We start from the raw sequence: 20647 nt of genomic DNA on the forward strand, positions 1-20647 counted from the left end.
GAGTAGATGCAAATAGAGACATATCTTTTTGAAGATGGAGTGTGGAACAAAGAGCTTGACTCCACTCTAGACTCTTTAAACACTCTCATTATTATGTTTGGAAGTATAAATATCTTAAATGTTAAAGATGGTATTGATGATATTGTAGAGAGCTTTCCAATGTCAACTATTGTCGGTACTTCAAGCTCAGGAGAGATATATGACAGCGAGATCTTTCATGATTCACTAAGTGTAAGTGTTGTGAAGTTTTCTAAGAGTAGATTCAAAGTTTTACTAAAAGAGATAAGTGAAGAAAACTCTTTTGAAGTTGGAAAAAAGATAGTAGAGGAAATAAATGGTGATCATTTAAAGTGCATTTTTGTACTAAGTAGTGTTGTAAATGTTAATGGTTCAGAACTAACAAAAGGTCTCTCTTTTAATGCTCCACAAGAGTGTGTTATAACTGGAGGACTAGCTGGGGATGGAGTTGAGTTTAACAAGATTTGGATTTTGTTAGGCTCAAAACTTATGAGAAAACAGATAGTTGCAGTTGGCTTATATGGTAAAGCTTTAAGGGTTGGATCTGGCTGCAGATGTGGATGGTCAAGATTTGGACTAGATAGAAGAGTGACATCTTCAGAGAAAAACATTCTCTACTCTATAGATAACAAGCCAGCCCTAGAACTTTACAAAAGATACTTAGGCCCTTACGCAGATGAGCTCCCCGCATCTGGACTCTACTTTCCACTGATGCTACTAGAAGAGGGTAGTAAAACGCCAACACTTAGAGCCATAAAAGCTATAGATGAAGAAAAAAACTCTATAACACTTGCAGCTAGCATCCCAGAGGGAAGCATTGTAACCTTTGCAAAAGCCAACTTAGATGATCTTATTGGCGGTGCACAAGAGGTTGCTGAGTCTCTGATGTTTAGTTATGATGGAAGACAAAAAGCCTTATGTGTAGCAATAAACTGCGTAGCAAGAAAGATAGTTTTAAAGCAAGAAGCAGAAGATGAGATAGAGGTAGTTAAAGATATTTTAGGAGAGAATGTATCGCTTGTAGGATTTTACTCCTATGGAGAGATATCAAATATATCAGAGGGTGGTTGTGACTTTCATAACCAGTCTATGACACTGATGCTACTATATGAAGAAGAAAACTATGTGTGAAGATAAACTACTATGCAGACAGCTTAAAAAGGCTGGGATAAGTTCTTTTGAGTCGCTTGATAAGGAGAAGTTTGATAATCTTTTAAAGTATGTAGAACAATCTTATAAAGATCATAGTGATACTCGCCGCATTATAGAGCGCTCACTCGATATTGCATCACAAGAGATGCGAGAAGTTGTAGATGATTTAGAAAAAGCACATAAAGAGGTTGATAAAAAAAATAAACTTATGTTTCAACAGTCTCGCCTAGCTCAAATGGGTGAGATGATAAGCATGATAGCCCATCAGTGGCGTCAACCCTTAAATATGATAAGTGTTACAACAGCAGCCATAGAGTTTGATCTTATGCTTGGTAAATTTGATAAAGATAAACTAATAAAATCAACCAATAAAATAGCTGCTTATTCACAGCATTTAAGCGATACTATAGATGATTTTAGAAACTTTTTTAGACCAAACAAAGAGACTCAAAAGACTAACTTTTGTGATGAAGTAAAAGTAGTTCTTAGTATCATAGGTGAGTCAATAGACGCAAAAAAAATTAAAATTATCAAAGACTTAAAGTGTAGAAGTGAGTTTGATGTATACTCAAATGAACTAAAGCATGTTATCATCAATCTAATCAAAAATGCAGAAGATGCTTTAGTTGAAAATAGTGTAAAAAATCCACAAATAAAGATAAAAACATATAGAGAAAATAATAAAAGAATTTTAGAGATAAGCGATAATGGGGGTGGGATTTCTAAAGAAAACTTAGAAAATATTTTTGATCCATACTTCTCTACAAAGATGAAAAGGAGTGGAACCGGACTAGGTCTTTATATGAGTAAAATTATCATTGAAGAACATTGTAATGGTGAGTTAAAGGTAAGTAATGATGAAGAAGGAGCAGTCTTTAAGATAGTGCTCCCTTATTAAATAAACAAAATTTCTTTTAACTATTTTAACTTCATAACCCACTCAAGCATCGTCTCTTGAAGCTTTGGATTTGGAGCTTCCATAAATTCTAAAGCGAAACTATCTTTAAACTCTACAATACCAATACTTCTAGGTCTAACCGCCAATATTTTAGAGTTAGCAATTGCTGCACCAAAACAAAAGATGACATTTTGAGCATCTAAAATACTTTCATCTATCTCTCCGCCTATACTTTTAGTGTGTGTAAAGTGGTCAAAAACAGCGATGTTTGTAGCTATAGGATGTTGCTCAATCATTTGTACAAAATATTTTATAATCTCATCTACACTCTTTTGTTTTATCTCATTCTTTTTTAATTCTAGTGAGTAGATAGGATATTTATCCATAAGTAGAGTTTTTGTCATTTTTTACCTTTTAAATAATATTAGATTATGATAATAATAACAAAAATAACATTAAATTCTTGTAAATGGCTTTTATAAAAAATAGCATAAATTATAAGACTACTTTATAAGTCTTTAAATATAAAAAGGATATTATAAAATAATAAATTTAATCATGGAGATCTATATGAAAAAAATCGTAATGGCACTAATCTTAAGCTCAGTTCTTGGATTAGCTAGTGAAACAACTATAAATTCTACAATGAGTTTAATGACACAAGGTATGAATCAAATTCAAAATGGATTTTTATATAGTAAGAGAGAAGATGTAAAAGCTGGGATTGTTGTTTTAGAGAATGCAAATGCTATTTTTTCTGAAGTTGATGTTTCTGTGTTTATAAAACACAATAACAAAGTTCAAGTTACTAAAAATATTAGTAACAACCTATCAGAGCACTTAAAAACACTAAAAGAGGCTATAGAAAAAGAGAGTTATACAGATGCTACTAAAGCATATGGTGGAATTATAGCTGACTGTATTTCATGTCATAGAATAGTTAGAGGTTGGTAGTCTAACTATCTATGTAATATAACTTTAAGCTTTGAGCTTATAGTTATATACTACTTATTAAACATGATAGAACCAAGTCTTATCATATTTGACCCACATTCTATCGCTAACTCAAAATCCCCACTCATTCCCATAGAACAAATAGTAGCCTCGTTAAGAGATTTGTAGATCTCATAGGTTGTCTTAAAACTCTTTTTTATAATATCTCTGTCTTGAGTATGTGCACCAATGCTCATAACACCTTTTAGATTTATATTTGGACACTCTTTTTTTATCTTTGCATAAGCATCGCTTGCATCTTCTGGCATAAAACCATGTTTAGAGTCCTCTCTAGCAGAGTTTATCTGTAAAAGTGTATCTAATGTCATATCTTTTAATTCGAGCTTTTTTTGTAGCTCATAAGCTAGATCTAGGCTATCGAGTCCATGAAAGAGAGCAGGGTTAATATCTAGTAAGTTATTTATCTTGTTTTTTTGTAGATTTCCTACAAAGTGCCACTCTAGAGGTAACTCTTCAAGTTCATTAGACTTTGCTTTTAAGTCTTGAACCTTGTTCTCTCCAAAAGCTCTTTGACCAATACCATAAAGCTTCTCTATATCAGCAGATGTAGAGTACTTGCTAATAGCTACGATCTTAACTATATGATAGTCACTAACTTTAAGCCTAGCACTCTCAACTCTTCTAACAATATCATCTATATATATCTTGTACTCTTCTTGTGTCATATATGTCCTCTTGCAATAAAAAATCAATTATTTTTGAATATTTTGTAAATATGATTTTATCTAAAAAAGATTATATATTTATAATTTTTGCTTAAGATTTATCAACCCATCAATCTATTGATATCATTATAAAGACCTAAGCCCATAAGAGAGAAGAGGACTACCCATCCAGCTATGGTTAGTTTGATTAAGACTCCTTCACTTGCCTCTCTTCTAAAGATGAGTTCGTAGAGGTTAAACATAATGTGTCCGCCATCTAGTGCTGGGATTGGGAGGAGATTTAAAACTCCTAGATTTACAGAGATTAGTGCTGCAAAAAAGAGTACACTCATCCAGCCTGCATCTGTTGCATCTGAAGTTAGTTTTACTATGCTTATCACACCGCCTAGCTCTTTTGCAGGGACTTCTCCAACTATTAACTTTTTAAGCCCTGTAAAGATAAGAGTAGATGCAAAAATAGTTTGCTCGGTTGCGTAGCTAAGAGTTTCTTTAGCTGAGAGTTCAAGTTTGTGTGAAACTCCTGCACTTGCTATGCCTATCATCTTCTTTTGAACTACTTCATTAAACATATTTGTAGATTCTTTGATGCTAGGAATTAGAGTTTTAAACTCTATAAAACCATCTCTTAAAATCTCAACATTTAAAGAGCCTTGAGATTTTTCTATGATGCCAGCCATCTCTTTCCAAGTAGTTATTTCTACACCGTCTATAGACTTAATCGTATCGTTTGTTTTAAGCCCAGCAACTTGTGCAGGAGAATCTTTTACAACTTCACCAATAACAGGCGAGAGTATGTTTGGACCGCCAAGAGCTATGAAAAAGTAGAGAAAAAAAGCTAAAACGAAGTTAGCAAGAGGACCAGCTACTAGAATAAAAATCTTTTGAGTTGGAGTCTTTACATTGTAACTATCTGCATCATAACTTTTTTTACTAGGATCTGAGTCATCTTGACCCTTCATTCGGACATATCCACCAAGTGGAATGGCTGAGATGCTCCACTCTGTCTGCCACTTTTTAAAGGTAAGCATTCTCTTGCCAAAACCGATGCTAAAGACTTCAACTGAGACCCCCATAAGTCTTGCCGCCCCATAGTGACCTAGTTCATGAAAAAAGATAAGTGCAGATAGGACTAAAAGAGAGACTAAGATACTCATGATAATTCACTCCCTAGTAGAGCTTTTCTAAAGCCCCAAAGATATTCAAATCCAGAGTAGAGTGTAAGTGCTACAGCTATCCAAAGTAGGGCATTACCAAATGGCCAGTGCATAAGTAAAAACCCAATAGCTATCATCTGTGCTACTGTTTTTACTTTTCCAGCCCATGAAGCTTTAACATCAACACCTTCACTGACTGCTACAGTTCTGATACCAGTAATAAAAAGCTCACGAACTATAATGATGTAAATAGCCCAAGCAGATGCTTCACCTATCATCATAAGCCCCAAAAATGCAGCAAGTGTCAGCATCTTATCAGCTAGTGGATCTAAGATACCACCAAGCATTGTCATCTGATCCCACTCACGAGCGATATAACCATCAAAAAAATCGGTAGCAGATGCTAAAACAAATAAAAGAGATGCAAAGTAGTAGTTCCATGTGATATGAAAACCGTTATCTGTAAAAAGTTCAGGATTTAAAATAACCCAAAACATCAAAGGAGCTAAAAGAATCCTAAGAGAGGCAAGGGCGTTAGGTAGGTTTAGCAAAAAAAGTCCTTAAAATTATAGTAGTGCGATTTTAACTTTTTTTTGCTAAATTATGGCTCAAAGATTTTTTACAAGTTATTTTTTAAACTATAGTAGTCCTCTTTTTAGCTCCAACAAGCCAGTACGCTATGGCTAATCCGACTATAACAGCACCGATAGTTAAGAGTTCATCAGACTTCTCAGATGACAGAGAGTAGATAAGAATTTTTCTAATAAGTGCAGCCATGGCGAGCATGATAAAAGCACCTATGGCAAAACCTTTTCCTTGGAGATGGTTTATCTCTTCGTGAATAAGCTCGATTGCAGCCCAAAGAACAAGCAAACTTCCGAGTACTGTGAGTATCCCTTTTTCTATCCCGATGTCTGAGAAAAACAGAAGATATATATCATAAACAAAGAGTCCAATGGCAAAAAAAGCAACAAGAGCTAAAGCTCCCGCTAAAAAGAAGTTTATATATGAGTTAAAATTTTTAAGTCCTGAGAGGATTGTTTTTTCAAACTTTGAGAGAGATAAAAACTTGCTAAGCTCTTCTTCTCTGTATGAACTAGTCAACACATCTAGGTTCATATCTAAAATCTTCTCAACCGCTTTTATCTCACTTACATGAAGTTTTTTGTTCTCAAAGTTATCTTCTATGCTTTGAAGTATAAAGGTTCTTACAAAAGTAAAAGCAGAGTTTACATAGTGAGTTGGAAGACCGATACGAACATGAATCTCTCCAATGCTGTAAATATACATAAAGTAAGTCATTTCATATTTGCCACAAAAGAGATTTACAAACCACTCTTTTATTTTTTTGCGATGATTTGCGATAATATCTTTGTTCTTTAAAAACTGTGCAGTCTTTCCAAAGCCCCAGATATAGTCATAAAAGCCATCTATAAACTCATCTGCTAAAACTTCCATCCTTGGTTGAAGTTGCTTTAAAAGCCTAGCTTCTTCTTCTGTAAATCTATAGTGCGCTTTTAAGTCTATATACTCTTGCATCTAACTATCCTTTAGTGATTTATTTTTCTATTTAGTGATATTTCATAGGAGTGAGTTGATAAGCAATATTTGATCTATTTATACTATAACTCTTTTTTGCAAACATATTTTTTGCATATCTCTTCTCTTTTGAAGTTAATTATTTTATAACTATTAACATTATACATTTGTATATTCAATGCTAACTTAATAAACAGCAGAGGGTAGTGAATTAGTATTCATTTTAAAAAGGTAATATGTATATCATAAAGCTTATTTAGAATATAATACACATAAATAACAGGAGGATTTATGAAAAAATCAATCGTATTAGTAGCTATTTTAGGTTTAGGATCATTTGCAATGGCTGATGTGTATCAGAAATGTGTAATTTGTCATGGTAAAGATGGCGAAAAAGCTGCACTTGTTAACAAAAGTAAAGTTATAAAAGATATGACTAAAGCAGAGATCGTAGCATCGATGAAGGGTTATCAAGATGGCACATATGGTGGAGCTATGAAAGGTATGATGGTAGAACATTCAAAAAATCTTTCAGAAGCAGATATTAATGAAATTGCTGAGAAAATAGGTAAATAATTTGAAGAGCTTCCACCTTACTTAGGTGGAAGTTTTATGTGGTTTATTGAAAAGAAGTTCCGCCATCTATAACTATAGTTTGACCTGTTAACCACGATGAAGCATTCTCACATAGAAAAAGACAAGCACCTGTTAGATCTGTTGCATCGCCCATACGACTAAGTGGTGAGCGTCTTACTACTTCAGCTTTTACCTCTTCATAGTTTGGAAATGCTTTTAGAGCGTCTGTGTCAATTGGACCACCACTGACCGCATTTACACGAATGTTTTTCTCACCAAGCTCAGCTGCAGCATAACGAACCATTGTCTCAACTGCAGCTTTATTTGTTCCATGACCAGCATAGTTTGGAGTATAAACTAGGTTTCCTGTAGAACTCATAGAGATGATACTTCCACCGCCTGTTTTTTCCATTCTCTTAGCTGCTTCTTGAGCACCAACAACAAATGCTTCCACGGTAGCTGTGTAGATATTACCAAGACCTTTTGGTTTAAGTCTCATAAATGGAGCAAAACCACCAACAACAGCACGACCAGAGATGATAGCGTTTGAGATAAAGTAGTCAAGTCTCTCAAAGTCTTCGTCAAACTCTTTATATACATCTTTATAAGTAAGTGGCTCTAAGATATCTAGCTTATAAGCACGAGATTTAATTCCATACTTTGACTCAAGATCTGCGATAATTTCATTTGCAGTATCAGCACTTGAAGCGTAAGTAAAAGCAACATCACAACCTTTTGCAGCAAAAGCGTAAACTATAGCTTTTCCAATTCCACGAGTTCCACCACTTATAAAAAGAGTCTTTCCCTTCATCATATTGTTCTCCTTTTTACAGAAGTGAATTCTGTAAAAATTCCTCTCACTAAAGCTTTGCCGTTGGCAAGAAAACTATCTTTATGCATTCTAAAGTCCTTTGATGTCATAGTTTTTCATGACTTTTTCTATTTTTTTCATATTCTCTAGACTTGGAGCGACTAGTGGAAGTCTATACTCAAGAGTCTCTATAAGTCCAGCTATATACATAGCCGCTTTTATAGGAACAGGGTTTGATTCGCAAAACATAACTTTGTTTAGTGGGTATAGTCTTTCATTGATCTCTCTTGCACCTGCAAAGTCGCCACTAAGTGCGAGTCTTACTAGTTCACTCTTTAGATCTGGCATTAAGTTTGATGTTACAGAGGTTATACCAGCTCCACCACTTGCAAGAATTGGGTAGTCAATAGCATCATCACCTGAAAACACTTTAAGTTCAGGACAACGAGACATAAGTTCAACAGTTCTCTCTAAACTTCCACTCGCTTCTTTTACACCGTAAATATTCTTACACTCATTAAAGAGGCGGATTGTAGTGTCTGCATCTATATCAACACCAGTTCTCCCTGGTACATTGTAGAGCATAAAAGGCACTTCACTAACGCTATCTGCAATCGCTTTGTAGTGTTGAAAAATTCCCTCTTGAGATGGTTTATTATAGTATGGACTTACTGAAAAAATAGCATCTACACCACAATCTCTTGCTCTTTGTGCAGTCTTTATAGCCTCAGCAGTAGAGTTACTACCAGCACCAGCGAGAACTCTAGTTTTAGTTCCTCTGCAAACTTCTACCGCGATTTCCATACATCTTATATCTTCTTCGTAAGTAAGAGTAGCACTCTCACCAGTAGTCCCAACAGGACAAACTGCATCCATACCATTGTTGATTTGTCTTTTTATAAGTGTCGCATAAGCTTGCTCATCGAGCTTTCCATTTTTAAATGGGGTTATTAACGCTGTTGAAGAACCAGTTACTATATTCATTTGTTGACCTTTTAGTGTAAAATCTTGCAATGGTTTAAGTTTTATATATATAAAATTTAGATCAAGCAAGAAGAGATTTTTATCTGTTTATTATTGCAAAACTATATCAAAAAAGTGCTAAAAAGCTACTTTACTTCTCTTTTGGCTTACTTAAATACTCTTTGAAATATAGTTCTATCTTATCTTTTGAGAAAGATTTTTCTTTGTCTCTTATACGATATACTCTTTTGTAAAATATATACTTTTCAATAATATTCATAGTGTGAAATTTATCATAGATGCCAAGCAAAAAGTCACTTTTTATAGAGAGATTTTTAGCTTCAAGTGTGATAAAGATCTTGTGCAGAGAGTCTATCTGCTCTATAGTATGTGGGTTGATGTCGGAGTTGATTATATAGTGGATCTCTTCAACGCTAAAGTTCTTGTTTATTGACTTTGCATAGTACTCAAGAAGTACATTTATCTCTTTATTTCGCTCTTTATTGTAGTCAGCATGTTTTAGGTAAGCATAGAGCTTTGGTTTACTTTTTTGCCAGTTGTATAGTGTGTTGATTTGAACTTCAAATCTATCGCTAATCTCTCTATTATTTAGCACTTTTTAGAGCCTTTTTTTCATCTAAAATATGATATGTTCCAGTTGCATAAGCTATAAGTGTATCTTTTGAAAAAATTTCTATAGTTGTAAAGACAGTTCTTTTTGACTGATTTATTACTCTAGCTTCGGCTGTTAAAACTTCATCTCTAGCAGGTTTTAAGTAGTTTATTTTTATCTCAATTGTTACAGCACTAAGACCTTTTTCAAGCACAGACACAGCAGCATACCAACCACAATGATCTGCTAGTGTAGCAATGGCACCGCCATGAACTACGCCAAAATGTTGCTTGTGATGTGGCAGGACATCAAAACCTAGTTGTGCATAACCATCGCCTAGATCCAATACTTCTCCGCCAATGAACTTTAAAAATCCTATATCTTTTTGATCTATATCTTGAGCTTTCATGTTTGCCTTTTTAAATCTCACAAAGGAGATTAATGCCCTCTTTTTCAAGTGTTTTTATAGCGTTTTGTAGTTGTGCGTCTGCTACTTTAAACACAAAAGCACCGATCTGAGCATTTGAGAGAGTGTAAGTGTACTCTATATTTATGTTTTGTTTTGCAAGTGCTTTTATAACAGAGTTAAAACTTCCAACATGATCACTAATTTCTACAGCAAAAACATCTGTAAACCTAGAAGAAAAACCACTTTTTTCTAAGATCTCTTTTGCTCTTATACTATCGTCTACAATGAGTCTAAGTATGCCAAAATCACTAGCATCGGAGAGGTTTATAGACTCTATAGAGATGTTTTGAGATGCTAAAAGTGTTGTAATATCGCTTAGCTCTCCCATTTTGTTCTCAACAAAGATAGATAACTGCTTTATAGTTTTTGACATTTTATACCCTTTTATCCACAACACGAACAGCTTTACCCATACTTCTCTCAATAGTTCTAGGCTCAACAAGCTTCACATTTGCATTTATGTATAGGTTATTTGCAAGTGAGTGTTGTATGTTTTTTTTGATTTTTTCCATCTCAGCAACTGAGTCACTTAAAACTTCATCGCTAACTTCTACTAAGATATCTATTTTATCAAGATGACCTTTTTTATCTGCGATGATCTGGTAGTTTAGAGTTACTCCCTCTGTATTTGCTATAACATGCTCAACTTGTGATGGATATACATTTACACCATTTACAATAATCATATCATCAACACGGCCAACGATGCTCTCCATGCGTACTAAAGTTCTTCCACAAGCACAAGGCGATCGATGAAGTGAAGTTATATCTCCAGTTCTATAGCGAATGATAGGAAGGGCTTGTTTTGTAAGTGAAGTTATAACTAACTCTCCACGCTCTCCATCTTCTAAGACTTTACCACTTTTATGATCTATGATCTCAGGGTAAAAATGGTCTTCATTTACATGTAAAAGTTTAGAATGTTTACAGTTTGAGCTAACACCCGGTCCGATAATCTCACTAAGTCCATAAACTTCATGGTAGTCGATTCCCCAAACGCGAGAAACTTCTTCTTTTAGTCCATCACTAGTAGGCTCAGCTCCAAATACTCCAGATTTTAGTTTAAAATCTTTTAAATATCCACTTCCAGACTTCTTAGCTGTTTCATACATATGAAGTGCAAATGATGGAGTTGCAGCTAAAATGGTTGCGTTGAAATCTTTCATAAGCATGATTTGTCTATCTGTAAAACCACTACTTGCGGGAATAGTTGTAGCTCCTATCTTTTTAGCACCACTATCAAAGCCTAGCCCACCAGTAAAGAGTCCATAACCATAAGCATTATGAACTACATCTGCTGAAGTTGCTCCTGCCATTGTATAGACTCTAGCCATCACTTCATCCCAAACATCCATATCGCCTTGAGTGTAGCCTACAACAGTAGGTTTTCCTGTAGTTCCACTTGAACTATGAACTCTTACAACTTCGCTCATCGGTACACAAAAGAGTCCAAAAGGGTAGTGGTTTCTTAGATCTTGTTTTTTCGTAAAAGGCAATTTTTGTATATCTTTTAGAGATTTAATATCCTTTAGAGATATACCCAGCTCATCAAATTTTTCTTTGTAAAAAGGTGTTAGTTCATAAACTCTCTCTAGTGTCTCTTTGAGTCTTTTTAGTTGAGTCTCTTCTATAATTTCTCTTGGAGCACCCTCGATTTTGTTCCACATTATTTTGACTCCTTAGCATCTCTCATGGCTTGATCTAGTATAACTATATTTTGTTCGGCTACTTTTGCATTCATACTTGTGATGGCATCTTTTACTTCCTGTACGCTAAAAGGAAAGTTTTTGTCATTAACAAGGGCGAAACCGAGCATATAAACATTTAGTCCTTGGATAGGAAATTCACCTCGCTCAGCCTTTTTAAAAGCATCAATTTTTGCAAAACCACTAAAAGGAAGTTCTGGGTATTTATCTTTGTCTTTTGCATTAGTAACTAGTGTTCCACTAAGCTTTAAAAATGCAAGATTTCTTAAACCTTCATTTTTCTCTAGCGCTATCATAAGGTCAGCTTGATTTTTATCTATTACAGGGTTTGTAAATTCGCCTATTTTTATGTCACAAGAGACAGATCCACCTCTTTGACTCATACCATGGTTTTCAGTTCCTAAAAACGCGATATTACGGTTTCCTGCACAAATTGCTAAAACTTTAACTAAAAAAACAACACCTTGACCACCAAAGCCAGCTATTACTATTTGGTATTTCATCTTAGTTACCTCTCTTTAAGTAGTCAAAATCTTGCACAAAGGCGTCAGTTGGACAAACTACATCCAAACATCCACCACAGCCAGCACACAGGAATGGATCTATCTCAATAACTCCATCATCATTGTATGCCATTGGCGGACACTTATATATAGTTGTACATTGATCACAGGCGATACAAAGTTCAGGATCTACCTTAGCAAATATATTTGGAATAAACTCAGGAGCTCTCTCTCTATCTAAAATACAAAACTCTCTTACAACTACAACAGTTGGACCTGTTGCATCAGCGTGTACTTTTTTTACCTCTCTAAAGAAGTCAATGTTATCTTGCATCTCATAAGAGTAGTGATGCTCCATACACTCAATCCCCATGCCCTCAACTATCTTTTTGATATCTATGTCTTTATTTGCTCTTGATGGCGTAGTTTGACGACCTGTCATTGCTATGGTTGAGTTATCTAAAATAACAAGTATAAACTTATGGTTTTGATAGACTGCATTTATAAGTGGTGCAATTCCAGAGTGAAAAAATGTTCCATCTCCAATGGTTGCAACAACTGTTTTGTCAGGATCACTAATAGAAAAACCACTAGCCATAGAGACACTCGCACCCATACAAAGTATGCTATCAATTGCACCTTGAGCTAAAGCTAGAGTATAACAGCCAATGTCCGATGGATAGATAGACTTCTTCTTTTTAAATACTTTTGTAATAGCATAATAAACATCACGATGAGGGCAACCAGGGCAAAGTGCAGGTGGACGAGCTTCTACTTCAAAGTCTAATGATGGAGGAGTTGCATAGATATTTTCTCCCTCATAAAAGCCGATATTTTGAAATGCTTTTAAGATCTCTTCTTTACTCATTTCATCTATTTGATGGATACTATTTGTATTTTTTCCATATACATTAGGAGATGCTATCTGTTCTTCAACGCATGGATAAGGCTCTTCAACCACTAAAACTTTATCATAAGACTTAAATCTATCTCTCATTTGCTCTACAGGAAGGGGATAGGGCATAAGAACTTTAACAACATCAGCTTCAAGATCTAGGTCGCTTAGAGTCTCTTTTGTAAATCCATAACCAGTTCCACTCGTGATGACTAAAACTCTGTTTTTACCCTCACACTTGTCAAATTCACTCTTTAAAAGATTGTCCCAGTTATACTCTTTGATAACTTCTATGCGGTTGAGTTGCTCTTTTCCTTGTGGAAATCTATCTTTTCGTGGAACTGCACCCCAGCGAGGAACATCTCTTTTAAACTCACCAATATTTGGCTTAAAGTTAGTCTCTTCATCCATCTCAATGATTTCCCTAGCATGACAAACGCGCATAACAGGGCGAAGCATAACTGGGATCTGAAACTTTTCTGAGAGTTCTACACCGTATTTTGTTAGATCATAAGCATCTTGTGGAGTTGCTGGATCTAAAACAGGGATACGTGCAAATTTTGCAAATACACGGCTATCTTGCTCAGTTTGTGAAGAGTGAAAACCTGGATCATCAGCAGCAATGAGTAGCATACCACCAAGGTTACCAATATAAGCCGCACTCATAAGTGCATCACTTGCAACATTTAGTCCGACTTGCTTCATTGTTGCACAGGTACGCTTTCCAGCTATTGCACCAGCGTAAGCTACTTCAAAACCAACTTTTTCATTAGTTCCCCACTCAGCATAAACATTTAGGTTTAATTTGTGTTTTATCTGTTGAACGACAGTAAGTATCTCGCTTGATGGAGTACCAGGATATCCGCTAACCATGTCAACATTTGCATGGATAAGTCCCCAAGCAATCGCATCATTTCCCATTAGTGTTTGTTTCATAAAAGTCTCACTCTTTATAATTATTTATCTTTAGAAGATTTGTTCTTGTTAATCTACACAATAGTTATATAAATAAGGCTTAAATAAAGACTAAATCTTACAACTATTGAGATATATTAAAATTTGTAATACGCTATCAAACGATATTCATCAAAACTTATGCTCTTTGCTCCACCTAGATCTAGCCAATCTTTAGTAAAACTACCTCTTGCTTGGAGTTTAAATTTTGGAGTAACTTGATAAATAAGATCAAAATCCACCTCTTTAGTCTTCCACTCACTACCACTTTGATAACCATTATATTTACCAATGTCATACTCAAAATATTTAACCATAGCTAGTAGATCTATATTAGTTAGAGGTTTGAAATTGTAATCAACTCCTAACATAACAGAAGAAGTATCTCCTAAGTTAGCATGCAAGGCACCTTGAGAGATTATAAAAGGATTAGCTCCACCTAGAGCGTTTACAATACCGCCATCTAAAACACTCCCTTTTGATGCGGGAGTATTTACATAACGAAGATCTATACCTAAGCCATTATCTAATGAAGCTTTTAGCATTGCCCCGTATTGGCTTGCATCTACATCTTTATCTTTGCCAGTTGTGTTAAAAGCTTTTCCAAGCAGGTTGTCTCCAACATCATCTTGTTTTGTGTAAAACACAGATGCAAAGGTATTAAAAACACTTAGTCTTGCTTTGTAACTAGCCTTAGCAACTATTATATTCATTATGTCGTGAATATATTGATCCCAAATTTCTAACTTAACACCATCAAATCCTGTATAAGTTGCATTTAAGTAGGTCATACCAGCTGTATTTTTTGTATTGTTTTGACCTAAATAAACATCTGCAATAGACTCAAAGTCTCCAACCTTGTAACCAGGTCCAAAGCCATAGAGCAGGCTCAGTCTTGTCATGGCATCATTTGGAATTAGCACATTGTTTGGCACAGGAACTGAGTTTGCAAAGCCGTTTGTCTGAATACGAGTGATATGACCTAGCTCAAACTTAGTGTCAGTTACATCGCTGTTTTTTACAACAACACCTTCAAAAGTGTTTGGCAACATTCTAAAGTTATTTGGAGCAGCAAAGGGAGTATTTATACTTTGTTTTCCAACTCTTATAGATGTTTTATCAAAGCTATAGCTTATATAAGCCTCACCCAAAACACTATAGCTTCCACCATCTGCACCAAAAAGAGTGTTGTCATTTTTATCAGAACTATCCGCTTTTTTATCTAGTTTGTTTGAAGTATAGAATGTTGCCCCAGCATCAAAACCATAGTAAGATGCAGTTTGATAACCTAAATGTCCACCAACAGAGAGTCCATCACGAGTATAGTTAGATGGATCTCTGTTAAATCCACTTCCCCAATTATAAGTTCGGTTGATATAAAAAGATTTTAGTTCCCCTTGAACTTTGCCCTCTTTAAATGCTCCTTCAAGTGTATCTGCCAAAGCAAATGTAGTTAAACTTAAAATTGTAGCTAACGCTAAACTTCTTTTTTTCATTTTTCTTCCCTTTTATTATTTAATCTATAAACTAGATTCCGTGTCAAGCACGGAATGACGGACACGCATCATCCTGAACTTGATTCAGGATCCAACTTAATAATTGTTCAGAATATTTAGTCATTAAAACATCTCTCAAGATGTTTTTCATCCATTTTTTTAGTCATAAGTGAGACTATTATTGCTGTAGCAATTGAGAGTGGTAGAGCAATTATAAGTGCATCTACAAAGATAATATCTCCACTTAAAAGTGAGTCTTTGCCAAAGATAGCCTTTGCAAGACCTAGTGATTTTGCTTCTTTAAAGTGAACAAACAAAAGCCAAAAACTCGACACCACTAAACCAACTAACATAGAGCTTATTGCTCCCGCTTTTGTCATGCCTCTAAAGAAGAGTCCACCTATAAAACTTGGTAAAAAGATACTCGCACAAAGAGCAAAGAAAATAGCAGTAGATCTAGCGATAATGGCAGGCTCATCATCAAAAGCGTAAGCTAGAGAGACTGAGAAGATTATCATCACAACAACCCCAAGTCTTGTAACTGTAACCGAGTCATAATCTTTTTTAGTGATCTGCTCAAAAAAGTCACGCCCAACTGCTGTTCCCATAGTATGAAACTGAGATGAAAGCGTACTCATAGCAGCTGAGATGAGTGCAAACAAAAATATAAATGCAAACCATTTTGGCATAGCTGTATTTATAAAATGAGGTATAACTTTACCAACAGATCCAGCACTTTGAAGTGCATTTTTACCCTCGTTAAACTCGTAGTACCAAGCGTTAGATAAGGCTCCAACTATAAAGATGATCCCTGTCATTGCAAGTATAAAAATAGAGCCAATTAAAACCGCACGGTTTAACTCTTGCTTGCTCTTTACTGTCATAAACCGTACAATAAGCTGTGGTTGAGCTAAAACCCCAATACCCACACCCATAGTAATGGTTGTAATGACAAAAAGCCAACCCTTACTTAAAAACTGTGGCATAGAGTTCCAACCCTCAAAGCCCCAAAGCAAAGAGAGTTTCATCATAAAGTCTGGCGAACCTGGAGCAAACTCGCTTATGCTCTTAGATGCCAAATGATCTACAACAGTTATTTGCCAAACATTTTCAAGCTTAGAAAATGCCGCACTTATTCCACCTAAAGAGTCAAAGGTAACTACTACAAGGATTAACATAGCTATAAACATTATGCTCCCTTGAAGAGCGTCTGTGAGCATGACACCTTTTAGTCCACCAGCAATTACATAGACGGTTATAATAATGGAAAAAACCATAAGCGACATATGGTAATCTGTCCCAAAATAAAGAGCTATAAACTGAGTACCACCTATGAGAACCGCTGTAGCGTAAAGTGGCATAAAAAGTAGGATGATAATAGCACCAAAGATCTGGATAAACTTAGAGTCAAACCTTTTTGCAAGTAGTTCAGGAAATGTGTGAGCATTTAGTCTATAGCCCATCTTTCTTGTAGGATTTCCTAAAAATACAAAGGCTATAAAAATGCCTATAAATATGTTAAAAACCGTAAGCCAAAGCAAAGAGTTACCAAGCCAAGCAGCAACTCCACCAAAACCCACAATGGCTGCAGTAGAGATAAAAGTAGCCCCATAACTAAGCGCCATAATAAAAGGATGGGTGTCGCGTCCTGCTACAAGGTAGTCAGTTGTGCTATTTGTCTGCTTGTAACCTCGGTAACCTAAGTAGCTTAAAACAGCGAGATACAAGATGATAATGATGTTTTCAAACATTCCCATTATAGTTCATCCTCGATCTCTTTTTCAGTCTTGTTCCAGTCTTTAACAAACTCTGGAGGACTTACATATCCATCCTTGTTCCAGTTCATAGCTCCATAAATAACACTAATAATAGTGCTAATTATCATAAGAGCAAAGGCTAAACCGACTCCAAAATCAAAATACTCCATTAGATCTCCTAATTATTTGCATATTTACACAATTATTTGAATTTTAAATAACTATATTTTAATTATTGGAATTTGTATAGAGTTATTTTAAAATAACTTCAATTATTGCAAAGCTAAGCATAAATTAATATTAAACTATTATAAAAAGTTATAGAAACTTTTTAATTTGTTTTTAAAGAAGCACTAAATGTGAGAATTTAATAAATTTTAGATTGAAGGTTGAATTTTTCGTAGTAGATATCTATCATCTCTCTTAAAGTCTTATCATCAAGAGGGCTTTTCTCTTTTAAACCAAACTTTTGAATATACTCTAAAGGTAGAATAGATTTCTCAATACTTGGGCTCTTTAGATAGTCAACCATAGCCTCTTTTATCTTTTGTTCGCTACTATATTTTAGGGTGTATTTATTGATGATGATATGAAATTTAAAATCTTTACTATGACAGTCAAAGCAGTTTTTATCAAATTCAGAAGCACTTAGCGTTATGTAAAAAAGAAGAAAAAAACTTAAAAGTCTTACCATGAGAGAGTTACCTTTGTTCCTTGTTTTTGCTTTGATGTTATATCTATCTTTATATTATACTCATCAACAATAGATTTTATGATGCTATATCCTATGCCAAAACCACCTTGGGATTTATCAAATCTTAGATACCTTGTAAAGATTTTTTCAACCTCTTGCTCGCTCATGCCTTTTCCCTCATCTTCGATGCTAAGAGAGTTCTCACTTAGGAGAATTTTTATAGTTGTATCTTTATTACTATATTTAATGGCGTTTGATAGAAGGTTGTCTATAAGCCTTTGCATCTTTTTTTTATCAGCTTTGAAGTGGATCTCGTCTTTAGCATCTAAGACAAAGTCTATATTTTTTGCTTGTGCCATATTTGTAAAATATTCGATTCTTTGAATTAGAATTTTTGATAGATCTAGATCTATATTTTGAGTAGATGTTTTGTGGTTTAAAAGTATGTAGACTAGATCTTCATAGATATTTGAGATGCTTTGTGAAGCTATCTTTATACGCTGTAGTTTTCTTAGTGCTTTTTCATCACAGCTTGAAGAGTTTATAGTCTCTATATTTGTAAGTATGGCAGTGATTGGTGTGTTTAGCTCATGTGTAGTGTCTTTTATAAAGCTATCCAGGAGTTTTATATTCTCTCTTATAGGTCTTAAGACAAGATTAACAAGAAAAACAGAGGTTATAAGAGTTATTATGATGGTAACAATAGCTATAAATATAAGGTTATCCAAGATGTCAAGATTTTTAGATTTTTTTTCTACAACGATGAAAGCTGCTCCAAAATAGTAGGGCGTTAGTGGTGAGATAAGATAAGAGTTGGAAGCTTTGGTAAAAAAAGAGTCTTTAGAGTTTGTTATGCTTATATCTTTGCTTGTGCTAAAGATAAGATTTTTATCTATATCATAGATGGCACTCTCAAACTCATCAAAACGAGGATATTTATATCTATCGCTACTGTTTTCATTTAGTTTTGATAGTTGTTGTGTTAAGAGAAAGGTCTGCTTTTTTAAAAGATCTTTTTCACTATGTTCAAACTGGTCTCTCTCATAGTAGTAATAGCTTACAAAGATAGTAGTGATAAGTAGTAGGGTAGAACTAAGATAGAGCCCAAGTACATAAAAGATACTCTTTCTCTCGCCTCTATACAAGTCTATATCCAAGTTTTTTTATGCTTAGTATTCGCTCTTTACCAAGATGTTTACGCAACTCTTTTATATATGTTCTTAGACTCATATAGCTGTGTTCTTCATCAAAACTCCAAACATTTTGATATATATCATCAAAGCTTACACATTCATTTTTATGTTTTAATAGAAGTTTTAAAAGAAGAGACTCTTTATGTTTTAGAGTAATTATTTCATCATCTTTTTTTAGCTCATCGCTGTGGATATTAAACTCAATATTTTGCGAGATTTTTATGAGACTCTCTTGTGTTTTATACTCTCTTTTTAAAAGAGCATTTATTCTTAAAAGTAGCTCTTTTAGCTCAAAAGGTTTTTTGATATAGTCATCAGCACCGCTGTGATAACCCATAGAGAGATCATCGATGCCATTTAGAGAAGTTACAAAGATAGCCGGAGTAGTTGTCTTTGCCGCTCTTAGTTCTTTTAAGAGTTCAAAGCCATTGATGTGCGGTACATTTACATCTAAGAGCAGTACATCAAAGTTTGAAATATAGATCTCTTGCAAAGCTTCTTCGCCATCATATACACAAGTAACATCAAAACCCTCATCATTTAAAAACTCTTTTATAGTCTGAGACAGGTTTATATCATCTTCAAGATATAAGATCTTCATAAAAGTTGCATCCCTTGTAACTACTCAAAAACAATAGTTCTATCTTCTATTTTCATAATTCTATCACAATAGGGGAGAATCCTATCATCGTGAGTAACTGTGATGATAGCAACATTTTGCTCAGCTGCTATCTTTTTTAACATCTTAATTACACTAACTGCTCTCTCGCCATCTAACGCCGCTGTTGGCTCATCGGCTAAAATTATCTCTGGGTTGTTAGCCAGTGCTCTTGCAATGGCAACTCTTTGATTTTGTCCGCCTGAGAGTTGTGAGGACATATTGTAGGCTTTATCATCAATCTCTAGATATTTTAGTAACTCCATCGCCTTTTTTTCGGCATCTACTTTGCTCACACCATTTGCTTGAGGGAGTAGCGTTATGTTTTCTAAGATATTTAAAAAAGGTATGAGGTAGTGAGCTTGAAAGATAAAGCCAATCTTCTCCCTCCTTATCTTACGAGTATCTTTAGCTAACCACTTATCTTTATAAACCATCTCTTCTCCAAGCCAGATCTCACCACTTGTTGGTTCTGTCACACAGCCTATCATCATCAAAAGAGTTGTCTTTCCTGCACCACTAGGAGCTATGAGGGCTACTACTTCTCCCTTTTGGATCTCAAATGAAGCACCATCTATTACTCTAACAAGATTATCATCCTTACCAAAGTTTTTTACAAGATCTTTAATTTTTATAGCACTATGCTCACTCATCTTATCCTCCAATAGCAGCTGCTGGATCTGCACTTATAACTTTTTTTACACCAACAAAAGAAGCCAAAACAGAAGCTACTAAAACAACTCCAAAGAGTGCCCAAGCATCTGGGATTTGCAGTATCACTAACTTTGGAAAACCATCATAAGTGAGATGCGAGAAGATATTTCCAAAAATAAAGGCAAAAACTCCTAGTATTAGAGTCTCTTTTACAATCATCTCTATGATAAGAGAATTTGGAAGTCCCATAAGTTTCATAATGGCT

General features: G+C 34.8%; 25 protein-coding genes. 4 read left to right on the top strand and 21 right to left on the bottom strand.

Features of this window, described 5'->3' with window-relative positions; translation table 11 throughout:
* Positions 1–6: 6 nt before the first annotated feature.
* Both M0Q24_RS06430 and M0Q24_RS06435 read left to right on the top strand, forming a co-directional pair.
* Positions 7–1149 carry an FIST N-terminal domain-containing protein gene (locus M0Q24_RS06430; protein WP_295048608.1) on the top strand — a complete coding sequence of 381 codons (1143 nt, stop codon included), beginning with the start codon at positions 7–9 and terminating at the stop codon, positions 1147–1149.
* Positions 1127–2068, top strand: coding sequence for a HAMP domain-containing sensor histidine kinase (locus tag M0Q24_RS06435; protein ID WP_295048610.1), 942 nt, complete (start codon positions 1127–1129; stop codon positions 2066–2068). Before M0Q24_RS06430 ends, M0Q24_RS06435 begins: the two co-directional genes overlap by 23 nt.
* Positions 2069–2088: 20 nt before the next feature.
* Here the strand turns inward: M0Q24_RS06435 and M0Q24_RS06440 are convergent, their stop codons facing one another.
* A complete protein-coding gene (locus M0Q24_RS06440; protein WP_295048612.1) occupies positions 2089–2472 on the bottom strand; it encodes a DUF6858 family protein in 384 nt (127 codons plus the stop codon).
* 166 nt (positions 2473–2638) lie between these two features.
* Between M0Q24_RS06440 and M0Q24_RS06445 the strand changes: the two genes are divergently transcribed.
* Positions 2639–3022, top strand: a complete 384-nt coding sequence (locus M0Q24_RS06445; protein WP_295048614.1) for a cytochrome C — start codon at positions 2639–2641, stop codon at positions 3020–3022.
* Between the two features lie 50 nt (positions 3023–3072).
* On the opposite strand, the gene M0Q24_RS06450 is transcribed toward M0Q24_RS06445, so the two are convergent.
* The 4 genes from M0Q24_RS06450 to M0Q24_RS06465 all read right to left on the bottom strand — a co-directional run bounded on the left by M0Q24_RS06450 (position 3073) and on the right by M0Q24_RS06465 (position 6440).
* Positions 3073–3747, bottom strand: coding sequence for a YggS family pyridoxal phosphate-dependent enzyme (locus M0Q24_RS06450; protein WP_295048615.1), 675 nt, complete (start codon positions 3745–3747; stop codon positions 3073–3075).
* Between the two features lie 101 nt (positions 3748–3848).
* Positions 3849–4901, bottom strand: a complete 1053-nt coding sequence (rseP, locus tag M0Q24_RS06455; protein ID WP_295048617.1) for an RIP metalloprotease RseP — start codon at positions 4899–4901, stop codon at positions 3849–3851.
* A complete protein-coding gene (gene pgsA, locus M0Q24_RS06460; protein WP_295048619.1) occupies positions 4898–5452 on the bottom strand; it encodes a CDP-diacylglycerol--glycerol-3-phosphate 3-phosphatidyltransferase in 555 nt (184 codons plus the stop codon). Before pgsA ends, rseP begins: the two co-directional genes overlap by 4 nt.
* An 82-nt stretch (positions 5453–5534) precedes the next feature.
* Entirely contained in the window at positions 5535–6440 is a 906-nt protein-coding gene (locus tag M0Q24_RS06465; protein WP_295048621.1) for a protoglobin domain-containing protein, read from the bottom strand.
* Between the two features lie 291 nt (positions 6441–6731).
* On the opposite strand from M0Q24_RS06465, the gene M0Q24_RS06470 reads away from it, so the two are divergent.
* The gene (locus M0Q24_RS06470) at positions 6732–7016 is read left to right on the top strand and encodes a c-type cytochrome (RefSeq protein WP_295048623.1); all 285 of its coding nucleotides are present in this window, start codon (positions 6732–6734) and stop codon (positions 7014–7016) included.
* Positions 7017–7059: 43 nt separating this feature from the next.
* On the opposite strand, the gene M0Q24_RS06475 is transcribed toward M0Q24_RS06470, so the two are convergent.
* The 16 genes from M0Q24_RS06475 to M0Q24_RS06550 all read right to left on the bottom strand — a co-directional run.
* Entirely contained in the window at positions 7060–7827 is a 768-nt protein-coding gene (locus M0Q24_RS06475) for an enoyl-ACP reductase (protein WP_295048652.1), read from the bottom strand.
* Between the two features lie 90 nt (positions 7828–7917).
* Positions 7918–8811 carry a 4-hydroxy-tetrahydrodipicolinate synthase gene (gene dapA / locus M0Q24_RS06480; RefSeq protein WP_295048624.1) on the bottom strand — a complete coding sequence of 298 codons (894 nt, stop codon included), beginning with the start codon at positions 8809–8811 and terminating at the stop codon, positions 7918–7920.
* A gap of 130 nt (positions 8812–8941) precedes the next feature.
* Positions 8942–9406, bottom strand: coding sequence for a hypothetical protein (locus M0Q24_RS06485; RefSeq protein WP_295048627.1), 465 nt, complete (start codon positions 9404–9406; stop codon positions 8942–8944).
* Complete coding sequence (locus M0Q24_RS06490) at positions 9396–9812, bottom strand: PaaI family thioesterase (RefSeq protein WP_295048629.1); 417 nt, start codon at positions 9810–9812, stop codon at positions 9396–9398. The genes M0Q24_RS06485 and M0Q24_RS06490 overlap by 11 nt, the downstream gene beginning before the upstream one ends.
* A gap of 10 nt (positions 9813–9822) precedes the next feature.
* Positions 9823–10245 carry an ACT domain-containing protein gene (locus tag M0Q24_RS06495; protein ID WP_295048631.1) on the bottom strand — a complete coding sequence of 141 codons (423 nt, stop codon included), beginning with the start codon at positions 10243–10245 and terminating at the stop codon, positions 9823–9825.
* Between the two features lies 1 nt (position 10246).
* Entirely contained in the window at positions 10247–11539 is a 1293-nt protein-coding gene (locus M0Q24_RS06500; RefSeq protein WP_295048633.1) for a phenylacetate--CoA ligase family protein, read from the bottom strand.
* On the bottom strand, positions 11539–12081 hold the full coding sequence (locus M0Q24_RS06505) for a 2-oxoacid:acceptor oxidoreductase family protein (RefSeq protein WP_295048635.1): 543 nt from the start codon (positions 12079–12081) through the stop codon (positions 11539–11541). Before M0Q24_RS06505 ends, M0Q24_RS06500 begins: the two co-directional genes overlap by 1 nt.
* A gap of 1 nt (position 12082) precedes the next feature.
* Positions 12083–13912 (bottom strand): thiamine pyrophosphate-dependent enzyme, encoded by a 1830-nt coding sequence (locus tag M0Q24_RS06510; protein ID WP_295048637.1) that lies wholly within the window; start codon positions 13910–13912, stop codon positions 12083–12085.
* Positions 13913–14028: 116 nt separating this feature from the next.
* Positions 14029–15426: an OprD family outer membrane porin gene (locus M0Q24_RS06515; protein ID WP_295048638.1), complete on the bottom strand. Its 1398-nt coding sequence runs from the start codon at positions 15424–15426 to the stop codon at positions 14029–14031.
* Positions 15427–15542: 116 nt separating this feature from the next.
* Positions 15543–17183 carry a sodium:solute symporter gene (locus M0Q24_RS06520; protein ID WP_295048639.1) on the bottom strand — a complete coding sequence of 547 codons (1641 nt, stop codon included), beginning with the start codon at positions 17181–17183 and terminating at the stop codon, positions 15543–15545.
* Positions 17183–17353, bottom strand: a complete 171-nt coding sequence (locus M0Q24_RS06525) for a symporter small accessory protein (protein WP_295048641.1) — start codon at positions 17351–17353, stop codon at positions 17183–17185. Before M0Q24_RS06525 ends, M0Q24_RS06520 begins: the two co-directional genes overlap by 1 nt.
* A 197-nt stretch (positions 17354–17550) precedes the next feature.
* Positions 17551–17877: a hypothetical protein gene (locus M0Q24_RS06530; RefSeq protein WP_295048643.1), complete on the bottom strand. Its 327-nt coding sequence runs from the start codon at positions 17875–17877 to the stop codon at positions 17551–17553.
* Positions 17871–19022 (bottom strand): HAMP domain-containing sensor histidine kinase, encoded by a 1152-nt coding sequence (locus tag M0Q24_RS06535; protein ID WP_295048645.1) that lies wholly within the window; start codon positions 19020–19022, stop codon positions 17871–17873. Before M0Q24_RS06535 ends, M0Q24_RS06530 begins: the two co-directional genes overlap by 7 nt.
* Positions 19015–19671 carry a response regulator transcription factor gene (locus M0Q24_RS06540; RefSeq protein ID WP_295048647.1) on the bottom strand — a complete coding sequence of 219 codons (657 nt, stop codon included), beginning with the start codon at positions 19669–19671 and terminating at the stop codon, positions 19015–19017. Before M0Q24_RS06540 ends, M0Q24_RS06535 begins: the two co-directional genes overlap by 8 nt.
* Positions 19672–19691: 20 nt before the next feature.
* Complete coding sequence (locus tag M0Q24_RS06545) at positions 19692–20381, bottom strand: ABC transporter ATP-binding protein (protein WP_295048649.1); 690 nt, start codon at positions 20379–20381, stop codon at positions 19692–19694.
* Position 20382: 1 nt separating this feature from the next.
* Positions 20383–20647: FtsX-like permease family protein (locus M0Q24_RS06550; RefSeq protein WP_366934181.1), on the bottom strand; the 265-nt coding region annotated here is incomplete at its 5' end.

This window comes from Sulfurimonas sp. (assembly GCF_023228785.1).
GTDB lineage: Bacteria > Campylobacterota > Campylobacteria > Campylobacterales > Sulfurimonadaceae > Sulfurimonas.